The 20407-nt window shown below is 63.8% G+C and carries 22 protein-coding genes; 10 read left to right on the top strand and 12 right to left on the bottom strand.

What is annotated here, in order from left to right:
- Positions 1-2 precede the first annotated feature (2 nt).
- The 4 genes from nadC (at position 3) to ACSC1P_RS05730 (ending at position 3005) form a co-directional block, all read left to right on the top strand.
- A complete protein-coding gene (gene nadC / locus ACSC1P_RS05745; RefSeq protein WP_435359173.1) occupies positions 3-812 on the top strand; it encodes a carboxylating nicotinate-nucleotide diphosphorylase in 810 nt (269 codons plus the stop codon).
- 105 nt (positions 813-917) lie between these two features.
- Positions 918-1403 carry a hypothetical protein gene (locus ACSC1P_RS05740; RefSeq protein WP_435359172.1) on the top strand — a complete coding sequence of 162 codons (486 nt, stop codon included), beginning with the start codon at positions 918-920 and terminating at the stop codon, positions 1401-1403.
- Positions 1404-1471: 68 nt separating this feature from the next.
- Positions 1472-2662, top strand: a complete 1191-nt coding sequence (locus tag ACSC1P_RS05735; protein WP_435359171.1) for an MFS transporter — start codon at positions 1472-1474, stop codon at positions 2660-2662.
- An 85-nt stretch (positions 2663-2747) separates the two neighbouring features.
- On the top strand, positions 2748-3005 hold the full coding sequence (locus ACSC1P_RS05730) for a hypothetical protein (RefSeq protein ID WP_435359170.1): 258 nt from the start codon (positions 2748-2750) through the stop codon (positions 3003-3005).
- A 16-nt stretch (positions 3006-3021) separates the two neighbouring features.
- On the opposite strand, the gene gpmI is transcribed toward ACSC1P_RS05730, so the two are convergent.
- The 3 genes from gpmI to ACSC1P_RS05715 form a co-directional block, all read right to left on the bottom strand.
- Positions 3022-4545 (bottom strand): 2,3-bisphosphoglycerate-independent phosphoglycerate mutase, encoded by a 1524-nt coding sequence (gene gpmI, locus ACSC1P_RS05725; RefSeq protein WP_435359169.1) that lies wholly within the window; start codon positions 4543-4545, stop codon positions 3022-3024.
- A gap of 365 nt (positions 4546-4910) precedes the next feature.
- The gene (locus tag ACSC1P_RS05720; protein ID WP_435359168.1) at positions 4911-5252 is read right to left on the bottom strand and encodes a hypothetical protein; all 342 of its coding nucleotides are present in this window, start codon (positions 5250-5252) and stop codon (positions 4911-4913) included.
- A gap of 69 nt (positions 5253-5321) precedes the next feature.
- On the bottom strand, positions 5322-5576 hold the full coding sequence (locus ACSC1P_RS05715; RefSeq protein ID WP_435359167.1) for a DUF7331 family protein: 255 nt from the start codon (positions 5574-5576) through the stop codon (positions 5322-5324).
- 103 nt (positions 5577-5679) lie between these two features.
- On the opposite strand from ACSC1P_RS05715, the gene ACSC1P_RS05710 reads away from it, so the two are divergent.
- Positions 5680-6936 (top strand): DNA double-strand break repair nuclease NurA, encoded by a 1257-nt coding sequence (locus ACSC1P_RS05710; RefSeq protein ID WP_435359166.1) that lies wholly within the window; start codon positions 5680-5682, stop codon positions 6934-6936.
- A 29-nt stretch (positions 6937-6965) separates the two neighbouring features.
- Here the strand turns inward: ACSC1P_RS05710 and ACSC1P_RS05705 are convergent, their stop codons facing one another.
- On the bottom strand, positions 6966-7301 hold the full coding sequence (locus ACSC1P_RS05705; protein WP_435359165.1) for a DUF7113 family protein: 336 nt from the start codon (positions 7299-7301) through the stop codon (positions 6966-6968).
- Between the two features lie 118 nt (positions 7302-7419).
- Here ACSC1P_RS05705 and ACSC1P_RS05700 point away from each other — a divergent pair, with 118 nt between their 5' ends.
- From ACSC1P_RS05700 to ACSC1P_RS05690, 3 genes are all read left to right on the top strand, one after another.
- On the top strand, positions 7420-9258 hold the full coding sequence (locus ACSC1P_RS05700; protein WP_435359164.1) for an ATP-binding protein: 1839 nt from the start codon (positions 7420-7422) through the stop codon (positions 9256-9258).
- A gap of 81 nt (positions 9259-9339) precedes the next feature.
- The gene (locus tag ACSC1P_RS05695) at positions 9340-9771 is read left to right on the top strand and encodes a universal stress protein (RefSeq protein ID WP_435359163.1); all 432 of its coding nucleotides are present in this window, start codon (positions 9340-9342) and stop codon (positions 9769-9771) included.
- Between the two features lie 139 nt (positions 9772-9910).
- On the top strand, positions 9911-10603 hold the full coding sequence (locus ACSC1P_RS05690) for a nitroreductase family protein (protein ID WP_435359162.1): 693 nt from the start codon (positions 9911-9913) through the stop codon (positions 10601-10603).
- A 31-nt stretch (positions 10604-10634) separates the two neighbouring features.
- Here the strand turns inward: ACSC1P_RS05690 and ACSC1P_RS05685 are convergent, their stop codons facing one another.
- From ACSC1P_RS05685 to ACSC1P_RS05675, 3 genes are all read right to left on the bottom strand, one after another.
- Complete coding sequence (locus ACSC1P_RS05685; RefSeq protein ID WP_435359161.1) at positions 10635-11000, bottom strand: hypothetical protein; 366 nt, start codon at positions 10998-11000, stop codon at positions 10635-10637.
- Between the two features lie 187 nt (positions 11001-11187).
- Complete coding sequence (locus ACSC1P_RS05680) at positions 11188-11427, bottom strand: amphi-Trp domain-containing protein (RefSeq protein ID WP_435359160.1); 240 nt, start codon at positions 11425-11427, stop codon at positions 11188-11190.
- Positions 11428-11503: 76 nt separating this feature from the next.
- A complete protein-coding gene (locus ACSC1P_RS05675; RefSeq protein WP_435359159.1) occupies positions 11504-12700 on the bottom strand; it encodes a KaiC domain-containing protein in 1197 nt (398 codons plus the stop codon).
- A gap of 262 nt (positions 12701-12962) precedes the next feature.
- On the opposite strand from ACSC1P_RS05675, the gene ACSC1P_RS05670 reads away from it, so the two are divergent.
- Positions 12963-13793 (top strand): NAD(+)/NADH kinase, encoded by an 831-nt coding sequence (locus ACSC1P_RS05670; RefSeq protein ID WP_435359158.1) that lies wholly within the window; start codon positions 12963-12965, stop codon positions 13791-13793.
- 239 nt (positions 13794-14032) lie between these two features.
- On the opposite strand, the gene ACSC1P_RS05665 is transcribed toward ACSC1P_RS05670, so the two are convergent.
- A complete protein-coding gene (locus ACSC1P_RS05665) occupies positions 14033-14677 on the bottom strand; it encodes a hypothetical protein (RefSeq protein ID WP_435359157.1) in 645 nt (214 codons plus the stop codon).
- A gap of 475 nt (positions 14678-15152) precedes the next feature.
- Here ACSC1P_RS05665 and mptA point away from each other — a divergent pair, with 475 nt between their 5' ends.
- Positions 15153-16088 carry a GTP cyclohydrolase MptA gene (gene mptA / locus ACSC1P_RS05660; RefSeq protein WP_435359156.1) on the top strand — a complete coding sequence of 312 codons (936 nt, stop codon included), beginning with the start codon at positions 15153-15155 and terminating at the stop codon, positions 16086-16088.
- A gap of 76 nt (positions 16089-16164) precedes the next feature.
- On the opposite strand, the gene ACSC1P_RS05655 is transcribed toward mptA, so the two are convergent.
- The 4 genes from ACSC1P_RS05655 to ACSC1P_RS05640 form a co-directional block, all read right to left on the bottom strand.
- Positions 16165-17319 (bottom strand): signal peptidase I, encoded by a 1155-nt coding sequence (locus ACSC1P_RS05655; RefSeq protein WP_435359155.1) that lies wholly within the window; start codon positions 17317-17319, stop codon positions 16165-16167.
- Between the two features lie 76 nt (positions 17320-17395).
- Positions 17396-18226: a hypothetical protein gene (locus ACSC1P_RS05650; protein ID WP_435359154.1), complete on the bottom strand. Its 831-nt coding sequence runs from the start codon at positions 18224-18226 to the stop codon at positions 17396-17398.
- Between the two features lie 140 nt (positions 18227-18366).
- The gene (locus tag ACSC1P_RS05645; RefSeq protein WP_435359153.1) at positions 18367-18996 is read right to left on the bottom strand and encodes a hypothetical protein; all 630 of its coding nucleotides are present in this window, start codon (positions 18994-18996) and stop codon (positions 18367-18369) included.
- Positions 18997-19358: 362 nt separating this feature from the next.
- Positions 19359-20033, bottom strand: a complete 675-nt coding sequence (locus ACSC1P_RS05640; RefSeq protein WP_435359152.1) for a hypothetical protein — start codon at positions 20031-20033, stop codon at positions 19359-19361.
- Positions 20034-20407: the final 374 nt, after the last annotated feature.

The raw sequence follows: 20407 nt of genomic DNA, 5'->3' as shown, positions 1-20407 counted from the left end.
GCATGATTCACGATTCACAGGTCGAGAACTGGTTCCGCGAGGACCTCGGCCACCACGACGTGACGAACGACGTGCCCGGCGAGACGATTGGCCGACTCGTCGCCAAGGAAGCCGGCGTCGTCGCCGGGATGGACGCTGCTCGCCGCGTGTTCGACTACGTCGGCGTCGACGTGACCGAAACCGTCGAGGACGGCGACCGAATCGACGCCGGGGACGTGGTTCTCCGCGTCGACGGTGCGGCACGAGACGTACTCCGGGCCGAGCGCATCGCGGTCAACGTCGTCGGCCACGCCTCAGGTGTCGCCACGCGAACCCGCAAAGCGGTCGACGCGGCGCGCGAAGTCGACGACGACGTGCGAATCGCGGCGACGCGCAAGACCACGCCCGGACTTCGCGGCATCGAGAAACGTGCCGTGGTCGCCGGTGGCGGCGACACGCACCGCCTCGACCTCTCGCACATGGTCATGGTGAAGGACAACCACGTCGCCGAGATGGGACTCGACGGCGCGATTTCTCACTTCCGCGAGCGTGTCTCGTTCGCGACGAAGATAGAGGTCGAAGTCGAGGAGCCAGAAGACGCCCCGAAGGCGGCCGAGGCCGGCGCAGATATCGTCCTGCTCGACAACATGCGCCCCGAAACGACGACAGAAGCCGTCGACCTGCTGCCCAGTGGCGTGCTCGCGGAGGCCTCCGGCGACATCACGCTGGCGACGGTCCCCGACTACGCGACGACTGGGGTGGACATCATCTCGATGGGGAGTCTGACCCACTCTGCGGCGAGTCTGGACTATTCGTTCCGAACTGGAGAATGAAATAGTTGCATCTTGGAACGTTCGTGTCTGGTGATTTTTCTCGATATCGACCCAAATTAGTCCAAATACGAACATTTTATCGATGCGCGGTTCCAAAGCGGATGCATGTCCGCCACCGACTGGTCGAAAGCCGCTCGCGTCTTTGCGGTCTCGGCCGGCGCCCTCCTCCTCGTCGCACCGCTCGTCTATCAGAGCCTCGTCGGTGCGGCAGGTGTCGTCGCCAACTTGCTTCCCGCTGCGGTTCCGAGCAGTGCCATCGCGGTCGGTCTTGGCCGACTCCTCGCTATCGTCGTCGCGCTGTACACGGCATCGCTCGCCGTCGACGTCCAGTTTCGCGGATTCGACGTGTTCCGTGGCGAGGGTCGGCGCCACGCAGTCCGACTCGGTGCTGTCTGGCTGGTCGTCGGTGCCGTCGCGGTCGTGCTGCTCGACCTCACAGTGAGTCTGTATGTGTCCGAACTCGCACGAGAGGCCACGCCCGTGGCACTGTTCCTGCCAGTACTCTTGCTGCTGGCACTCGCCTTCGCGGCACTCAAAATCGTGTCGGCGTTTCGGACCGGTCTCGACGAGTCGTCCCGACTCATCCGCTGAAGTAACAGGCCCCAAACAATATTCCGTTTCAGGGAACGCCTTTTGGCGAAGACCGAGAGGCTTCGAGCGTGCACTGGTCCCCGCCCTCCCCACCGGTTCTGAAGTACTACGCCTACAAGGCGACAGCGTCGGCCGGGCTCTCGGTCCCTATCTGGGTTCTCTTCCTCCGCGCGAACGGCCTGAACTTCACCGAGATAATGGTCTTAGACGCCATCTGGTGGGTCGGGATCACGCTCGGCGAGATTCCGACGGGCTACGTCGGAGACCGCGTCGGCTGGAAGAACAGCCTCGTCGTCGGCAACGCGCTCCGGGCGGTCGCCGTCGTCGCCATGGGTGCCTCGGGCACCTTCTGGGCGCTCGCGGGCATCTACCTGCTCTGGGCGCTCGGGTCGACGCTCCAGTCTGGCAGCACCGACGCGTGGCTCTACGAGACACTCGACCGGCGCGACGACTCCGACGCCTTCGCCGGGGTCCGCGGCCGCGGTCAGTCGCTCACGCTCGCGAGCGGTGCGCTCGGCGCAGTCGTCGGCGGCTACCTCGGCGCGGCGAACCTCCGCTGGCCGTTCTACGCGACCGGCGCGCTCTGGCTGGTCGGCGTCGTCGTCCTCGTGACGTTCCCCAAAGTCTCGGTCGCGGACGACGACCGAATCACGGCGGCCGACGCGCTCCCGGTTCTGCGTGAGCGACTGCTCTCGACCGACCTCCGGGCGTTCGTACTCTGGGTCGCCGTGGTTCTCGCGGTGGCCACGTCGGTCAGTCGGCTCACGCAGCCAGTCGTGGTCGACCTGGGCGTCCCAGAGGCGTGGCTCGGCTGGCTCTACGGCGGGTTCACCCTGCTCGCTGCGGGTGCCAGCTACCGCGCCGAGTGGCTTCGCGACCGCTTCGGCGTCGCCGGCTGGCTGACCCTCGCGCCTGCCCTGCTCGGCGTCTCGCTCGCCCTCGTCCTCGCCGCCCCGCTCGCCGCGTTCCCGGCGTTCGTCGCGGTCCGTGCCGTGACCTCGCCGACGAACACCATCGCGACCCAGTTCGTCAACGACCGCGTCGAGACGGCCGGTCGGGCGACGGTCCTCTCCGGCGTCTCGATGGTGAACGCCGTCGTCGCCATCCCGTTCGGCGTGGCCGTCGGGCGCGTCGCCGATATCTCGACGTATCTGGCGCTGGGCGTGGCTGGTGTCGTGCTGGTCGGACTCACGGCTCTCGTGGCTGCACGAGTCACGCTCGCACCTGCCACGGGGATGACGAGTGAACCGTCCGACTGACCGTGACGAATCGGTCAGTGGTCGTGGCCCCGAAGGCCAAACACCTTGCCCTCGAATTTACCTCGCCAGCCTGCGATGTTCGAGTATGGACCGACGGTACTCCCGCCGCAAGCTTCTGGCTGGTTCGGCACCCACATTGCTCGCGCTCGTCGCCGGCTGCACCGGGCCCGGTGAAGACGGAGAAGACGGCGAAGACGGCGATGGAGAAGGCATGGAAGGCGGCGACGGCGAAGACGGTGAGAACGGTGACGGTGAAGGAATGGACGGTGGCGACGGCGAGGACGGCGAGAACGGCGACGGTGAAGACGACGAAGAGAGCGTACAGAGAGACCAGTTTCAGTAACGACTCGCAGGACGTCCTACTCGTCTCGTAGCAGATTTTCGCCCGTCATCGCGTCGGGCTTCGGAACCCCGACCAGTGACAGCAGCGTCGGCGCGATGTCACAGAGCGAGCCGCCTTCGCGGACGACTTTTCCGCCAGCGTCGCCGTCGGGCGTCTCGTAGATGAATGGGACATCGTTGTAGGTGTGCGCCGTGTGCGGACTCTCTTCGGTGCCCATGTCGTCGGCATTGCCGTGGTCGGCCGTGACGAGCAGGTGCCCGCCAGCCAACTTGACCACGCTTTCGAGCCGCCCAAGTTGCGTGTCGACCGTCTCCACGGCCTCGACGGCGGCGCGGTAATCGCCCGTGTGGCCGACCATGTCCGGGTTCGCGTAGTTGAGCACCAGCACGTCGGGGTCCTCTTTCTCGATGATACTGATGGCGGTCTCGGTCAGTTGCTTCGCGCTCATCTCCGGCTGCTCGTCGTAGGTCGCCACGTCCGGACTCGGGATGATTTCGCGGCGCTCGCCCTCGAACTCGACCTCACGGCCGCCGTTCAGGAAGTACGTGACGTGCGGGTACTTCTCGGACTCGGCCATCCTGAGTTGGGTCTTGCCCGCTTCCGAGAGGACTTCGCCGAGCGTGTCCTCGGGCTGATTCGGCTCGAACGCGACGGGCAGGCCGAACGTCTTGTCGTACTCGGTCATCGTCACGAGTCTGGTCTCTGGTGGTTCGGGCCAGTCGTCGAGCGCGTCGATGCCCCCGAGCATTCGGACGAGTTGGCGCGCGCGGTCGGAGCGGAAGTTGAAGAAGACGATGGCGTCACCCTCCTTCAGCCCGTCGTGGTCGCCGACCGTCGTCGCCTCGACGAACTCGTCGGTGTCGCCGCGGTCGTAGCTCTCGGTCACGGCTTCGACGGCGCTTTCGGCGTGGTGCGGTGCGTCGCGCTCGACGATGGCGTCGTAGGCCTGCCGCGTTCGCTCCCAGTTCTCGTCGCGGTCCATCGCGTAGTACCGGCCGCAGACGGTCGCCACGTCGCCGGTTCCGTACTGTTGGACGTGTGCGTCGAGGTCCGCGAGGAAGCCTTCGCCGCTCTCCGGCGCGGTGTCACGCCCGTCGGTGAAGGCGTGCGTCACCGCCGGCACCTCACGCTCGGCCGCGAGTTCGATGAGCGCGTACAGGTGCGTCAGTGCGGAGTGGACGCCGCCGTCGCTCACGAGGCCCATGAAGTGGACCCGACCGTCGTGCTCGTCGGCGTAATCGAACGCCGAGTTCAGCGCGTCGTTGTCGAAGAACGAGCCGTCCGAAACCGCGTCCTCGATACGGGTGTACTCCTGCAACACGACGCGCCCCGCGCCGATGTTCAAGTGGCCGACCTCCGAGTTGCCCATCTGGCCGTCGGGCAGGCCGACGCGCCGGCCGGAGACCGTGAGGCGACCGACCGCGCCGGTCCGTGTGAGTCGGTCGAAGACGGGCGTGTGGGCCGCTGCAACCGCGTCCCGGTGGTCGCCCGGGTCGTCGTTCAGGCCCCAGCCGTCGAGGATGACGAGTGCCGCGTTCATGTCTGTGGAGTCGGGGGTCGGTGCCAAGAAAGGTTCGTTCGGGGCGATGATTTTCCGTATGTCCGGTCCGTTCGATGGTTTACGTCTGAAGTAAACTATCTTCGTGAGTTCGGCCGGTCGTTGCTGTGGCGGCTGGTGCCGTCGTCGTCGCTGGCAGTGTTGGTGCTGGGGAGCAGTTCACTATCGCCGATGGAACATGACCGCAGCCACACCCTCCCCAACCGATTTCGCTCCTCGCTTCGCTGCGGTGCTCATCCCTCGCGCGACTACGACTCCCGGCCTTCGGCACGGGAGTCAGCGCGCGCCAGACCGGCTGTGTCAGCGCTGTCGAACCGCAAAATGCGACTGAGACACCGCGCCAGCGGTCACTTGAACCGAATACCGTTACTGGTGAACTCTCCGTCGATGACCTGCACGAACAAGGTATCGTGCGTCCCGTCGCTCCGTTCTTCGGGGTTCCACTCCGCCTCGTGGTGTTCGTCGTCGTACTCGACCGATATTCGGTACCTTTGGTCCGGTGGTACCCACGCAAGCGTGACGCTCCGATACGGGTACAGCCGCCCTTCGTAGGAGGCGACCAGTTCACCGGTGTCGTCCGTGACCTCGGCACTGAGACACAGTTCCGGTCGGTCCCGGTTGACGAGACAGATTTTGGGATAGTCCGGTGGGTCGAGGTCGAGGTCCTCGGTGGTGGAGTGCGAGACCATCGCGTACCGATACAAGACTGTCACAGAAGAATCTATCACCGGTTCGAAAACCCGTAAAACTCGTGTCGCTCACTCCAGTTCGAACGACGCGTCGCACTCGCCGCAGATGGAGATGGTGCCGGGTCGGGTCCGCTGGGCCGCGACGGCACCACAGTCGTCACAAACCATGAACAGGCGCTTCTCCGGCGGCACGCCCGCTTCGAAGGACATCTGGACCCACGCGTCGGGGTTCTCGGGGTCGTGGATACGCACGCCGTCGTCGGTCCGCGTCCAGTCGTACGTCGGCTCGGTCTCGGGGGAGTTCGTCTCGGCGGTTTCCCGCATCGTTTCGGGCTTCACGGCCCAGACGTATAAATTTCTTGAAAAATCTTATTTCGGAATCGAGTTAACCGTCGGCTTTTTCGGGAAGCGAAGTGAGAGTCGGGGTATGACGCTGGACCCGGTCCACTTCGAGGGCATCGCGCAGTTGGCGCGTCGCATCCGATACGACGTGGACGAAGAGGACCACCGGGACTTCGCACAGACGGTGTGGGCCGACTTCCTCGACCCACTCGTCGTGGATGGAACACGGCTACTGGAACCTATCGACGAACAGGGTCGCCACGTCGCGCCGGTCGAAGACGTGGCGCTGGCCGAGGTACCGTACGAGACGGTCCACGGCCTCGACTCGGGGACCATCAACCCGACGACGTTCACGAACGGACTGGTGCTCGACATCGCACAGGCAGCCATGTCGTCGACACCGTCTGACCTCGGCTTGCACCGGGCACGAACGCTCGTGATGACCGTCCACACGAACGACGCGACGGTCGACATGGACGAGTCCGACTGGGCCATGGCCGACGAGGGGTACATCCGCTCGCAGATTCGCCAGGCCCCGCACGTGAATCGGTTCGTCGAGGGCGTCGTCCACGCACTGGCGCTCTACCTCGCCGAGTCGAAACACGCGCTCACGCAGGCCGAGGTCGTCGACGACCTGCTGATTCTGGACGGCCCACTCTACCCGAAAGGGTTGTTCAAGTGGGCCGACCGACACCCCGAACTCGCGGCGCTGCTCGAAGAGGAGCAGCAGGTCGAAGAGGTCGTCGAGAATTACGTCGAACTAGTCGAGACGTTCGTCGCGCGAGACGTGCCACTGTGTGGCTTCGTGAAGAACCCCGCCGCGACGATTCTCACCCGGGCAGTCCGCAAAAAGGGCGGGCACGCGCCGTGGGTGAACGACACGGCCTTCTTCGCACGAATCCTCGAACGCGGCGAGTTCGACCACGACGCGGAGCGCTGGGAGCGCGACACGAGCGCGCTCACCTGCACGAACTGGTTCGTCTCCCGCGGCGGGGCAGACCACCCGCTGTCGTCGGCTGGCGACGCCCTCGGGGTCGACCGCCGCATGGACGCGGCCGAGTACGAGGTCACCTTCTGCGTCATCTACGACCCGCGAGAGGACCTCGTCTACCGCCTCGAAGCGCCCTACGCCGTGACGAAAGACGAGGAAACACGCGAGGACCTCCGACTGTACGCCCTCCAAGAAATCGCCGCCGAAGGCGGTCCGCCGCGGGCCGTCGCCAAGGCCGACGAACTCGCACGCATCAGTCGCGACGAGAAGCGTGCGCTCGGCGAGACGCTGGAACAGTCGTTCGACGCCAGACAGACGCGAGATTACGACGACTCACGCTGGGGCGAGTAGTCGGAAAACGGACCGGAATCGAGCCGGAATCAGACTGTCTCGGCTTTCTGCACAGAGATGTCGACCGTGTCTGGGTCGACGCCGATTCGCGCGAACTGCGTTCGGAGGTGTTCCTTCGCGGCCGTGACCGCCTGGTCTTTGGTGTCGAACCCGCGGGGCATCGGCGTCTCGAATGCGACGTGAATCTCCTCGCCGTTCACCTCCTGGACCGACCCGCCGCTCTCGACGGCGTAGAACTCATCGCAGACCCAGACGTAGGCGGCGTCCTCGTCGGGTGCGCCCTGGAACTGTGGCGAATCCTCACCACGTTCGTAGATGGTGCCCGTCAGCTCGGTACCGGCGGCGCTGCCACGGACCAATAACATACTCGAAATAGGGAGCGTGGACGTAAATGGCCTCCGGGGACGGTGCCGGGAGAGAGATAGCTCCGTCGGTGCGGCCGGAGGGGAAATCGGTTTCACGACCCACTGCATTGGCCCGGGTATGACCGACCTCGGCGACTTCGGGGACTTCGACGCGGACGACGAGTCGACGCCAGCGGCTGGCGACGACTCGGCCGCTGCGAGTGCGGACGCAGGCGACGAATCGGACGCGACTGCCGCGACGGCCGCGAGCGACGACTTCGAGACACTCGACGTGTCTCCGCGTGGAAGCGACCGCGGCATCGGCACGGTGGCCGTTTCCGAGGGCCTCCGAATCGCCGAACGCGAGGAAGACACTCGCCTGCGAGCCTACGTGACGACGGGCAACCGGCCGAACGTCCGTATCGGCAGCTATCTGCTCGCACCCTATCCCGACGGCGAGAAACTGTTCGCCAGAATCACCGGACTGGAGTACGCTCAGGCGTTCCACGCCGACGACGCGACCGAGATTCACGCCCGCAGAGCCATGCGCCGCGACGGCATCGACGAGGCCGACTACAAGTTCATGGCGACGCTCGACCCGATGGCCGTCCTGTTCGAGGACGGGGGCGAGTTGAAGCGCCGGATGGTCGACCGGGTGCCGAAACCGGAGACCATCGTGCGCGAAGCGACAGACACCACCGAAATCAAGACAGGCCTGAAGATGCCCGAAGACGGCGTCTTCCTCGGCCACCTCTCCGTCGGTGGCGAGAAGGTCCGCACGAACGCGGAACCGCCGACCATCGACTACCGTCTCAAAGATGACTACGACGCGGGCGACCCGCTCGTGTTCCGCCATACCCTCGTCGCCGGCGGGACCGGGTCCGGGAAGACCCACGGCGCGAAGAACATCCTCCGGCAGTACCTCGCCGAGGAACGTTCGTACCCGATGGAAGACGGCCGCGACGTGCGCCCGGCGATGGTCGTCTTCGACCCGCAGGACGAGTACGCGCAGATGCACGACGACAATCCGGGCATGACCGACGACTTCTCGCGAAAACTCGAACGCGAGGACATCGCCCACGGTGGCGTCGACGACACGCTCGCCCTGATTCCGAAAATCGGCGACTCCTCTTACGCGGCCGACCACCACCGCGCCGAACAGCGCGAGTTCACTATCCCGTTCTCGATGGTTCGCGGGAACCCGTGGCTCGTCGCTGGGAGCGGCCTGAACGAGAACCAGTACCCCGCGCTGACGAACGAACTCTTGCCACGGTTCTTCCGCACCCACGGCAACGAGGGCACCTACGAGCAGTTCCTCTCGTTCCTCGACGACCCGGCACTCAAGGAGGAACTAAACGAATCCGGCCGCGTCCACGAAGCCACCTTCGACGCCATCGTGCGCCGTGTTCGCGGCTTCGGGAGCGTGTTCGACCAGGCCGCCCAGCCCATCACCGAACTCGTCTCGGAGTTCGTCCGGCCCGGCGGCATCACGGTCGTTCCGACGTACCACGTCAACGACACGCGGGCGACCGAGGTCGTCGTCCTCGCGCTGTCCAGCCTGCTCGTCGACGAGAAACTGTCGAACGACCCGTTCTACGACCGCATCAAAGAGACGCCGGTCGTGCTGGCGATGGACGAGGCGCACAACTTCCTCACCGACGCCGACACCGTGCAGGCCCGCAAGGTCATCGGGAAGTTCACGGAAGCCGCCAAACAGGGGCGCAAAGAGCGACTCGGGCTCTTCCTCATCACGCAGGACCCGCAGGACATCGCCGACCCGGTCTTCAAGCAGGTCAACACCACGGTCGTCCTCAACCTCGGCGACGAGGACGCCATCAAGAGCGTCAACATCCCCGCGAATCTGGAGAGTAAGGTCCCCTACATGGAGAAGGGCCAGATGGTCGTCTACTCGCCCGACAACTCCGAACCCGTCGAGTGTATCGGTCTCTCGACCTGTGTGACGAACCACGGTCGCTGAGCCGGTTTATCTCCGCGCAGTGACACGGTTCGTTCCGGATTTGGGTACCTTTTAACCCACCTCGTGCGGTATCTATTACCAATGGCAGACCACGTCCTCGTCGCCTACGACGATTCACCCCAGGCAGACCACGCGCTGGAACTCGCGCTCCGCGAGTTCGGCGACGCGGGACGGCTGACAGTGTTGACTATCATCGACCCGGCCGAGGCTGGCTACAAACGGACTCTCTCACTCCCGAACTATCCCGAGGAGTGGTACGAGCGAGCGCAAGAGGAAGCGACCGTCCGACTCGACGACGCGAAGGCCCGGGCCGCGACCGAAGGTATCACTGTCGAGTCCGAGGTCGTCGTCGGCCGCCCCGCCCGACAGGTCGTCGAGTACGCCGACGAGCACGACTGTGACCACATCGTGATGGGCAGTCACGGCCGCTCCGGGGTCTCGCGAATCCTGCTCGGGAGCGTCGCCGAGACCGTCATCCGGCAGGCAGACTGTCCGGTGACGGTCGTCCGGTGACCACTCGACTGGCCAGGAACGTGTTACAGCAGCGAAATTTGCCAAGACAGCCCGTACCGGGCGTGCGCGGCCCGCGCGAACCCGGACGAGACTTCCGCCACCGTGGCTGCCTTTTCTGTGAGTCCGGTAGAGGCCCCCGATGAACTTCCAGCAGACGATAGAGAGTCGCCGCTCGGTCCACCAGTACTCTGACGAACCGCTCGACGACGAGACACTGGAGAACATCGTATCACTGGCCACAGAAGCGCCGTCCAGCTACAACCTCCAGCCGTGGGAGTTCCTCGTCGTCCGGGACGACGACCGACTCGAACAGATGCGCGAGTGCGCCTACGACCAGGAACACGTCACGGACGCCGCCGCGACGGTCGCCATCCTCGGCAACAAAGACCCGTCGGCGCACGCTGAGCGCGTCTTCGCCGACTTCCTCGACAAGGGCTACATCCCCGACGAGGAGACGAAGGCGAACCTCGTCGAGACGGCCGAAGGCATGGCCGAACAGTCCGAGGAAGAACGCGTTCGCTGGACGACGAACTCCACGGCACTCGCCGCGATGACGCTCCAGTACGCGGCGTGGGACGAAGGCGTCGCCTCGTGTCCGATGGGTGGCTTCGACAACGAAGCCGTCCACGAGACGTTCGACATCCCCGACGACTACGAGGTCGTCATGCTCGTCTCGCTCGGCTACCCCGAAGACGACGCTGCCGACCTGGAGAAGCCACAGAAGTTCCGCCGGCCGACCGAGGAAGTGCTCCACTTCGAGTCGTTCGACCCCGAAAGCGGGTCGGTATCGGAGTCTGCAACCGCCGACGGCATCGCAGCCGACGACGACTGAGTCGGATAGTGTAGCCTGTTTTCCGCTTCGTTTACACGCCCGGAATCCCGAACACGTCGAGCGTGACCCACCCGAGGAGGCCGAAGACGAACACGACGACTATCGCGACGGTCCACGCCACGAGACCGATCATGATCGCTTCGAACCACCCGCCCGGGTAGCGCCAGTTGATGACGCCGACCCACGCGACCAGTAGGAGTACGGGTCCGAGGAGCGGAATCCAGCCGAGGAAGAAGCTCAACACGCCCCAGACGACGGCCCCGATGACGGCCGTCAACGCCGCGTATCCGAAGGAGACGTTGGCGGTATCGAAGGTGGCGCGCGCACCGAGGAAGATACCGACCGTTCCGACCAGCCAGCTCACGAAGAAGACGACGAGCGAGTCGATGAGTCCCACGTCACTCACCTCCACTGCCGATGTTCACAGTCGGTACGCGAGTGTCGACACACGCAATCATACACGTTCTACGCGCCGAACAGCAATAGGTCGTGTTCGATATCCTCGAAAACGCGAGTGTTCAGCCAGTGCGGGCGCGCAGACAGCGTGTCGTGTGTTGTGTATCGCGTGTCGTGTATTGCGTCTCTCAGCCGGCGCTGGAGAGTTCGAGCGCCAGCGTCTCCGTCGGCCCGTCGGGTGTCGACTGTCCTTCGACGATGGCCACTTCGTAGCCGACCCTGCCCTGTGGCCGGACGGTCATCGTCTCGTTGGCGATGGGCACCGTGACAGTGTCTCGTTCCATCTCGAACTGGTCGGCGAGTTCTCTGAGTGTGTCGGCGAGTTCACTCCGTGAGAGTAAGGTCGTCGCTCGTGCTTTCTCCCCCATAGTAGAAAGATAGGGCCGAAGTGGGATAGACAGTGACCCCAGATAGTTAGCGAATCGACGCGTCGACTGCACCGGTTCAGAAGATGTTCGCCTGCCGGTGGACTGAGATGCCCTCGTCCGTAATCTCGTACGGCTTCGTCTCGCGTGAGTGATTCGCGTCGCGTATCTTCTGAATCTCGACGGCGAGTCGCGTCTCGCGAAAGTCGGAAGGCCGGACGTACTGGAGGATGAACACGGCGTCGGTGAGGTACTCGACGATGCCGTGGCGGGAGGCATAGGGCGAATCCTCACTGGCTTCGGAGGTCATCATCGTCGTGATGCCGGCTTCCTTCAGACTCTTCGTAAAGTCGTAAATCTCGTTGCGCCGCTTCGCCCGCTCGTCGTACATCATCTCCAGCAACGAGACGGAGTCTAAGACGAGTCGGCTCGCGCCGAACTGCTTGATGAGTCGTGGCAACTCGGAGCGAATCGAGCCGAGACTGTTGGCCATCTCGACCGGGTCGAGGTCGACGACGGCGAGCAAGTCCTCCTCGACGTACTCGTCGAAGGGCATGCCTTTCTCCGTCGCCGAGTCGATGACTCGCTGTCTGCTCTCTTCGAGCGTGATGAAGATGCCTCGCTCACCGTTTCGCATCGCGTGGTCGAGGAACTGGAGTCCGAACGTCGTCTTCCCGGTCCCGGCGGAACCGACGGCGACCATCAGGGACCGTTCCGGAACGCCACCCAGAATCATCTCGTCGAGGCCCTCGATACCGAGGTCGATGCGGGCTAACTCCGAGTCGAACTCGTCGTTGTCGAACTCGCTGCCGCCGAAGCCGCCGCCGCTGCCGAAGTCCATACCGCCGCCGAAGCCGCCACCGCCACCGAATCCGCCGCCACCACCCATGCCGAAGTCCTCGACGTTGCCGTCGAGTTTCCCATCCATGTCGAGGCCGGGGGGGCCGGCCGAGCCGTCTTCGTCGTCACCGAAGTCGGGCATCTGCACGTCGCCCATGGCCGCGCCGAAGTCGTCGTCGAACAGTGAACCGCTGTCGTCTTCGGTTGCTTCGGCTGCCTCGGTTGCCTCGGTTGCTTTGGTTGCTTCGGAATCGTCCGCTTCTTCGGCCGTAGCGGGTGTTCCAGGCTGTTCGTGTGATTTCTCGCTGGGACGTTCGGACGGGCGGTCGCCGCCTGACTGCTCACTCTCTGACTGGTCCTCGCCGGCGCCGCCGGCGTCGTCTGCTCCTCGCTCGCGTTCGCGAATCGCCCGCTCGAACCAGTCGTCGTCGCTCATGGCCACCCCCGTGTTGCACGGCGTCGCGTCACCGTCGTCGTCGTGAATCCGCCTCGCTCGTGCGTAGCGGGCAGGACGGTGGAATCGGTGGTGCGGTGAGAGTCTGCCATCTGGAGTGTGGTGTCGCGTCGTGCCGCCGCTCTGTGGCCACGGCGGTCGTTCAGCGCAACCGATGCCCCGCTGGTAAATGAAGCTTGTTGCCCACGACGAATCACCCGTCGGTGACGGGGGGTTTTTAGTCTCGTGGCGGGAAGCCACGGGCATGCAGGTCGGAGTGGTCGCCCAGAAAGACAACGCTCGCGCGGCCCAGCTGGCGGAGCAGATATGCGAGAGTCTCAGTGAGAGTGACGTTAGCGTCCTCGTCGACGAGGCGACCGCCGAGGCTATCGACGTCGACACCGGCGGTGTCCCGCCCTCGGCGATGCGCGAGTGCGACCTCGTCGTGAGCATCGGCGGGGACGGCACGTTCCTCTATACGGCCCGCGGGGCCGGCAGCGCGCCCATCATGGGCGTGAACCTCGGCGAAGTCGGCTTCCTGAACGCCGTCTCGCCCGACGACGCCCTCGCCGCCGTCGAGTCCGAGGTCGCCCACGTCCGCGAGACCGGCCGCCCGCGCATCCGCGAGATGATGCGCTTGCAAGCCAGCGGCGACGACTGGGAACTCGACGCGGCCGTGAACGAAATCGTCGTGCAGGGCCCCCAGCGCGGGCACGGCAACGGCGCGTCGTTCGAAGTCCGCGTCGACGGCCAACTGTACACTGGAAGCCAGGGTGACGGCGTCCTCATCGCGACCCCCGCGGGCAGCACCGCCTACAACCTGAGCGAGGGTGGGCCGTTCATCCGCCCGGAAGTCGACGGCGTCGTCGTCACCGAGATGTGCGCCAGCGAGTCGATGCCATCGCTCGTCTCGGCCGCCGACAGCGTCGTCGAAATTCGCGTCGACGACGCCGACTCAGCCTACGTCATCAGCGACGGCCGCGCCCAGCAGGTCATCGAACCACCCGAAACCATCCGGGTCGAACGGGCCAACCAACCGGTCCGGATGGCCGGCCCGCCGAGCGAGTTCTTCAAGGCGCTGAACAAGCTGGACTGACAGGAACTGCTTGTTATTTCATCACGCGCTGTCGCGAAGGTGGTCCAGTAGCGACAGGGCCGAACTTCCCGGTCGCTACTGCACTCGGCGCACAATCGGTTGGGGAGGGTGTGGCGCGGTGGCGGAGGCGGTAATTTTCAATCGGCGTTCGGGACCTGCTGGTCGAGACAGACAACCAATCAGTTCCCGGGGCATTGTCTAATTAGACGACTTCGAAGGTAGCGATGTCACGTGTTCCACTACTCATCCTCGGTATCTGAGGGCGGAACGAGCCACTTTGCGACTGATGCTTCGCTCCACTCGCCCTCGTGTGTCCTGTCCTTTATGTCTATTTCTGCCTCTGACAGTGCAGTCTTTACTTCGTCCCTTCCATACTTCCACTCTGTCGTTGGGTTGGCCGGGCTATCCTGAGAAACTACCATGATGTGGTCAGAGCCGGTCTCTCGGATTTCCCACGCAGGAGCAGAGAGTATTTCCTCCCGACCCAGACGGTTGACGGTCGCTGTCGAGAAGACGTTGAGCCAGTGAACCTCAGGAATTCTCCCAGATTGCAGGTCTTCCAGTGTCGGAACATCGCTCTTGTTGTCTGGCCAGGCGTGAGTCGCAAACACGTAGTCTGGATCTGTTGTACGAGTGATTGTCTCGACCAACTCGAGATACCATTCGATTCCGGGATTACCGGCCCTCAGCTGGACTTCGTCGCACCGCAATTCTAATACTGAAGGATAGCTAATAGAAATACTGTCTCCAGAGATTTCATCCTCCTCGGAGAGCGAAATGGAGAAATTTTCTCTATGAATGACGAACAACGGTTTTTCAGTGGATGTGAGTATCTGGACGACCGAATCTTTGCTCGGCGTCTCATCGAATTGGTCAATTATCATCTCCCCTGAGCCACTCCAGATGCGTTTTAGTTCCCAATGTGAACTAAGGAGTCCCTCAGCGACGGTACACAATAGACTGTCTTCTGGTTCGCTATAGAGAGCATACGTCGCAATTGAGTCTAGTGCCATTATTCTCCGTCTCCGAGATTCACATCGAGTTCTTTTACGACCCTTCGACTTACAACGTCGTCTCTGCTGTCGTGTAGTTCCTGACAGTAATCCTGCTGTGAGGAAAGTTAACTCTACCTCGTCTAAGTCGTTCTCTCGGCATTTGGATCGCTATAAACTCCCTTGTCCCTCTTTTTTGCCCAAACTCTCTGTGAGCAGGGCTGAGAAAAGCATTGGAAACGAACTCTCCACTTGTTCGTCGGAACAAACACGGACGAAACACGCAACCACCACCTCCAGCACACGATACGGGCAATCCCCCCGAGTTTCGAAAGCCCTAATCAGGTCCTCTCCTACCCTTCGACCAATGAGTGAGCAACTGCCGGACGTGCAAGCGTCCAGCCCCGACGTGACCGTCGGGCTGAGTCAGGTGGGGGTCACAGGGGTCGAGAAACTCGTCAAACTGCACCGCGACGGGAAGCGACCCATCGTGCTGATGGCCGAGTTCGAGGTGTTCGTCGACCTGCCGTCGTGGCGCAAGGGCGCGGACATGTCCCGAAACATGCAGGTCATCGACGAGACGCTCGAAGCAGCCACCCGCGACGAAGTCCTCCGCGTCGAAGACGTCTGTGGCGACGCCGCAGAGCGCCTGCTGGCCAAGCACGACTACACGAGCAAGGCCGAAGTGTCGATGGAAGCCGAACTCGTCACGCGCGAGGAGACGCCCGCCTCTGGACTGGAGACCCAGAGCGTCGTCGACATCATCGCCAGCGCGACGGCGACCGAGGACGGCACGCGCGAGGAAATCGGCGCACACGTCGTCGGGATGACGGTCTGTCCCTGCTCGCAGGGCATGTCCGCCGCCCGTGCTCGTCGCGTGCTGGACGACCTCGGCGTCGACGAAGACACCGCCGAAGAATTCCTCGACCGTGTCCCGCAACCGGGCCACAGCCAGCGCGGCCACGCGACCATCACCATCGAGTCGAACGGCAGCCCCGACGTGGACCTCATGGACATCGTCGAAGTCGCCCGCGACTCCATGTCGGCGCGCATCTACAACCTCGCGAAGCGCCCCGACGAAGACCACATGACCTACGAGGCCCACGCCGACGCGAAGTTCGTCGAGGACTGTGTCCGAGCCATGGCCGAAGGCGTCGTCGAGACGTTCCCCGACCTGCCGGACGACGCCGTCGTCCACATGAAGCAGTCGAACGACGAGTCCATCCACCAGCACAACGCACACGCTGAGCGACTGGTCGAGCTGGAGACGCTCCGGGCAGAACTGAACGGACAGCAGCCCTGAACGGACCGCGGAACCGAGCAGACAGCAGCACCGACCGACAGACGAATCGGGCGACGAGACGGCCACTCGGTGCGAACTACTTCTTCGCCAACAATCGCTGAGTGAGCGACCGCCGCGGCCCGTCACGGCTCCGACTCCGAAGCCGGCCGTGTTTCAGCGCGAGCGAGCCGCTCAGGTAGACGATTCCACCAAGTAACACGTCGATGACGAGGATGGGGAGCCACGGATGAACGCGATAGAGGCCGTCGACGACCGAGGTCGGCAAGACCGCGAGATAACGCCGTTCCGTGAGGAATCGGCGGTGATACCCCGTCTCGTCGTCGGCTTCGAGCGTCATCGTCGCGTTCGCCTGGCTGCGCCCGTCGACCCGGAGGTGCCCGGGCGCGATGTCGATGCCCTCACTCGCCGGTTCGAGGTAGACGTAGACCGGAACCAGCCCGCTGTTACTGACGCGATACGGCAGGTCGTCCGCGGTCCCCTGTTTGATGACTGTCGGTCGTTCCGAGTCGAATTCGGCACTCACGACCCCGTACTGCTGTGTGCCGGACGGGACCACCATCGCTGCCGTGGCCGAGACGACGACCAACAGCGCGAAGCCCGCGAGGAGTAGTCGCGTCGACGTGCCGTCGTCGCGGCTCCGTGACCGGGTTCGGGTGCGGCCAGTGTCGTCGGTGACGTACCAGTCGAGGGCGTACGCGACGACCGAGAGTCCGAACAGGAGCATCGCGAGCCCTTGCGTCCCGAGCAGTGACCGGGTCCCGAACAGGCCGGCCAGCTGGAACTGCGTCCAGCGGAGGACACCCTGTATCGACGTGACGACAGTCCCGAGGTGTGGGACGACGACCACGCTGTCACCGACCGTCATGGCCTGGGCGACGATTTGAGCGTCTTTCACCGGTGGCTCGCCGCCGTCCTGGTCGGTGAACGGGTTCGCGTCCCCGCGCGTGATGTACCCTCGCTCAGTCTCCTCGACGACGCGATGTGTCGTGAGCCCACCGCCGTGGAGTTCCTCTGCTCGGAACACGATGACGTCGCCGGCTGATACGTCACCCGCGACTGGCGACGGCACCGCGACGAAGCCGTCGCCGGGGTCCATCGTCGGTTGCATACTGCCGGTTTCGACGTAGCTCAACAGAATTGGCTGTCCGAGCAGCGATCCCGCGAGTAACGAGACGGCGACGAACACGACCAGTATGGTTGCGCCTAGCGACGCGACGCGTCGGAGCGTCACCACCCCCCTCCCCCCATTGTCGTCCTGTAACATGGTATCGTGCTGTAATGAAACCCCAGTCCGAGTGCCCCTGTCGTCACTGTCGTCGACCACCGAGTACGCCGAGACGTCGAGCGACTACGATGAACACGACGAGCGTCGACAGGGCCACGATGCCGACGGCTGGCAGCAAGCCGCCGCCGCTTCCACGCTCTACGACTCCGCGTCTCGCGCCAGACTGGGCGTTCTCGGTGGCGGATGGAGCGGTATCGTCGCCCTCGACTCCCTCGTCGCTCGTGTCTGTCGCTGGCACCGAATTCTCGGGGACCGACACCGGGTCGTCGGAGACTGTTGTCGGCCCTTCGGAATCCGACACTGGATCGTCGGAGACTGTCGCCGGCCCCTCGAAGACCGTCGCCGAATCGTGGGACGGCGCTCCCGAATCGTTCACCCGGACCGCGTTCACGGTGAACTCGCTCGCGCGCACGTCGACGATGACTTCGTCGGTCGTGTCGAACCGGACCCCGACTGCGAGATGCTCGCCGGGGTCGAGACAGATGCCGTTCGTCTCGGTCTCGATTACACTACCACGCGCGACGAACCTCCCCAGTGGATGGCCGCCCGATAGCCAGATTTGCACGCGGTGTGAACCGTTGTTCGTGACGGTGAACACGTCTGCCGCGTACGTCTGCGCTCGAACGTTGAGGCCGTCGCCTGCGATGTGCGGGTTCGAGGGACCGAAGTCGAGCGCCAACTCTCCGCCGGCGTCGTAGTACGCGTACTGCCCGTTCGGTCCAGGATGTGGGGCGAGTTCGATACCCTCACCGACCTCGTCGGTCTGCGTGAGTTCGAACGCGCCCGTACCTTGCAACACGAGTATCGAGCTGAGAAAGACGGCACAGCCAAGAACCAGTCGCAGTCGACGCATCACTACGACCTCTTAGTCTCTCGCCCGACGACAGTCGTGTTCGTGTGCGCCATCGCTAATGCAGACTCTCCGTCTGAAGGACCCACCGGCGGAGTCGAACCGCCGTCAGTCGGGTGCCGACGTGGGTCGAGTGTGGCCGACTACAGTTCGCTCGGCGTGACGGCCTTGACCGTCACGTCGACACCGTCGAGCAGGTTGCTGAACTGGTGCGTGTCGATGATGATGCCCGCGTCGTTGAGGGTGTCACCCGGCTTGAGCAGCGGTGCTGCTTCGTAGCCACCGGGATTGGCGGGGTCGTTCGCGTCCGCCGGGTCGTTCGGGTTCAGGTTGGACGTGTCGGAGAGCGCCCCCTGGTTGTTCCCCGTCCCGGTCATCTTGTAGTTCTCGCCGCTCGGGTCGTCGTGGAAGAACCTGATACCGTCGGGGCAGCCCTCGATCCAGACGTACACGTCCTGCGTCCCCTGGTTGGTGATCTTGAACATGTCCCGCACGATGGTCACCGCCTCGTTGTTGACACCGTACGCGCCGTTGTCTGTGATCTGGTTCGTCCCGCCACCGAAGTCGATCTCCATCGCGTCCTGGTTGGCGACGACGTACTGCGAGTTGGGCGAGTCTTCCGGGGCCAGTCCGAGCAGCGCGTCACTGTCCCACGGCGTGTGGACTCTGATTCCCCGGTCCGCGCTCACGCTCGTGAACGCTCCGGTCCCCATTGCAGCTGCCCCGCCGGCAGCGAGCGATCCCATACCGATGATGAACTTGCGTCGTTCCATGGTTCTGAATTCACCGCGTTCGCGGCGACCCCGTCGTGACCCCATACTCCCCTTCGGAGGGCGGTGTCGTCCCGGGCCGCGTCGATTCGAGAGAGGTGAGATACCGGTACTGTATTGAGGTGTCTGCCGAGCAGCAGGACAGGTCTGCCGTCGTGAACGGGCGCCTCCGACTCGGTCAGCGGAGCGTCAGCGAACACCTGAGAGCGGATAACCGCCCCATACTCCTGCAACCGTAGCCGGTTTCACACCAGCCGCTCGGGTCCCGTTTGTGGCCACTCGTCGTCCGAGGAAACAGAGCCAGCGAGGTCCTGCGAAAAAGTCGTGTGGAGGGAGTGCAGTGTCGGCTCGGTCCGTCGTCCGTCTTAGGGCCCCTTGCCAGCGTCGACGTAGTCCTGCGAGTACGCGAGAACCACGATTTCGCCCGTCACGTTCAGGTCCGATGGGTCGGCTGGCGTGTCGAAGATGTACCAGTCTGGGCTGAGGCTCTGTCCCGGTGCCAGCACGTGGTCGTACTGACTGGGGTCGAGCCCCGGTCGATTCGCCGAGTTCGACGGTGACGACCGATACGCACTCGGGAGTGCCTTCGGACCGTTGATGTCCTCCGTGCTGTTGTCGTCGTCGAACCAGCCGTTCTGGTTGAACCCAGCGTTCTGAAGCTGGTTGTACATCCCATCTGCGCCAGCCTCGGACGGTTGTTCTGCGTCCCCACTCCCGTTCTGGAACGCGTAGCTTGCGCTCCCTTCGTCGATGAAGATACCGACGTTCCGGTCGCTCTGATTCTTGATTCTGAAGACGTCCGTAATTTCCACGTCGGCGTTCGCGTTCAGACCGTCGAACTGCAGTGACAGCAGTCCGTCGCTGTTGTACCCGGCGTAATCGCTCGTCGGTTGTAGCTTCAACTGTGCGCTCGCGTCACCAGCCGCTCTGACGCGGACATCTCTGGTCGCACTCGTTCGACTGAACGCACCCGTCCCCATTGCAGCTGCCCCGGCGGCAGCGAGCGATCCCATCCCGATGATGAACTTTCGTCGTTCCATTGTTGGTTTCCGAGCGACCCCGTGTAGACTGAACGCCCCATACCCCCGGAGGCGGTGCCACATGGTTGTGCTACACTGAGTCGCCTATGCGAAGCGTCGGTGGAGGCCCGTACTGTATTAGGGAGGCTTCGATGACGTATCGTGACGTCAGAAATATCTCGGTCTGCTTGAACGCCCAACCTGGAGCGGCATGCTCGGTCTGACCTGCCACTATGTCGGTCGTAACGAACAAACGAGTCACTATCGCTGCATTTTCCGGCAATCGAGCCCAATCCAAAATTCCGGCAGTTCACCGGTCATGGGCGTCGATATCCTCGTCATAACCGTTCGTGACTGGCGATAATACGTTCTTATTTTCACCACAGTTCTTTCAT

This window comes from Haloarchaeobius caseinilyticus (assembly GCF_051207395.1).
Classification (GTDB): domain Archaea; phylum Halobacteriota; class Halobacteria; order Halobacteriales; family Natrialbaceae; genus Haloarchaeobius.
Note: the sequence above shows the minus strand (reverse complement) of the source record. Positions and strands in the feature narration are given on the sequence as shown.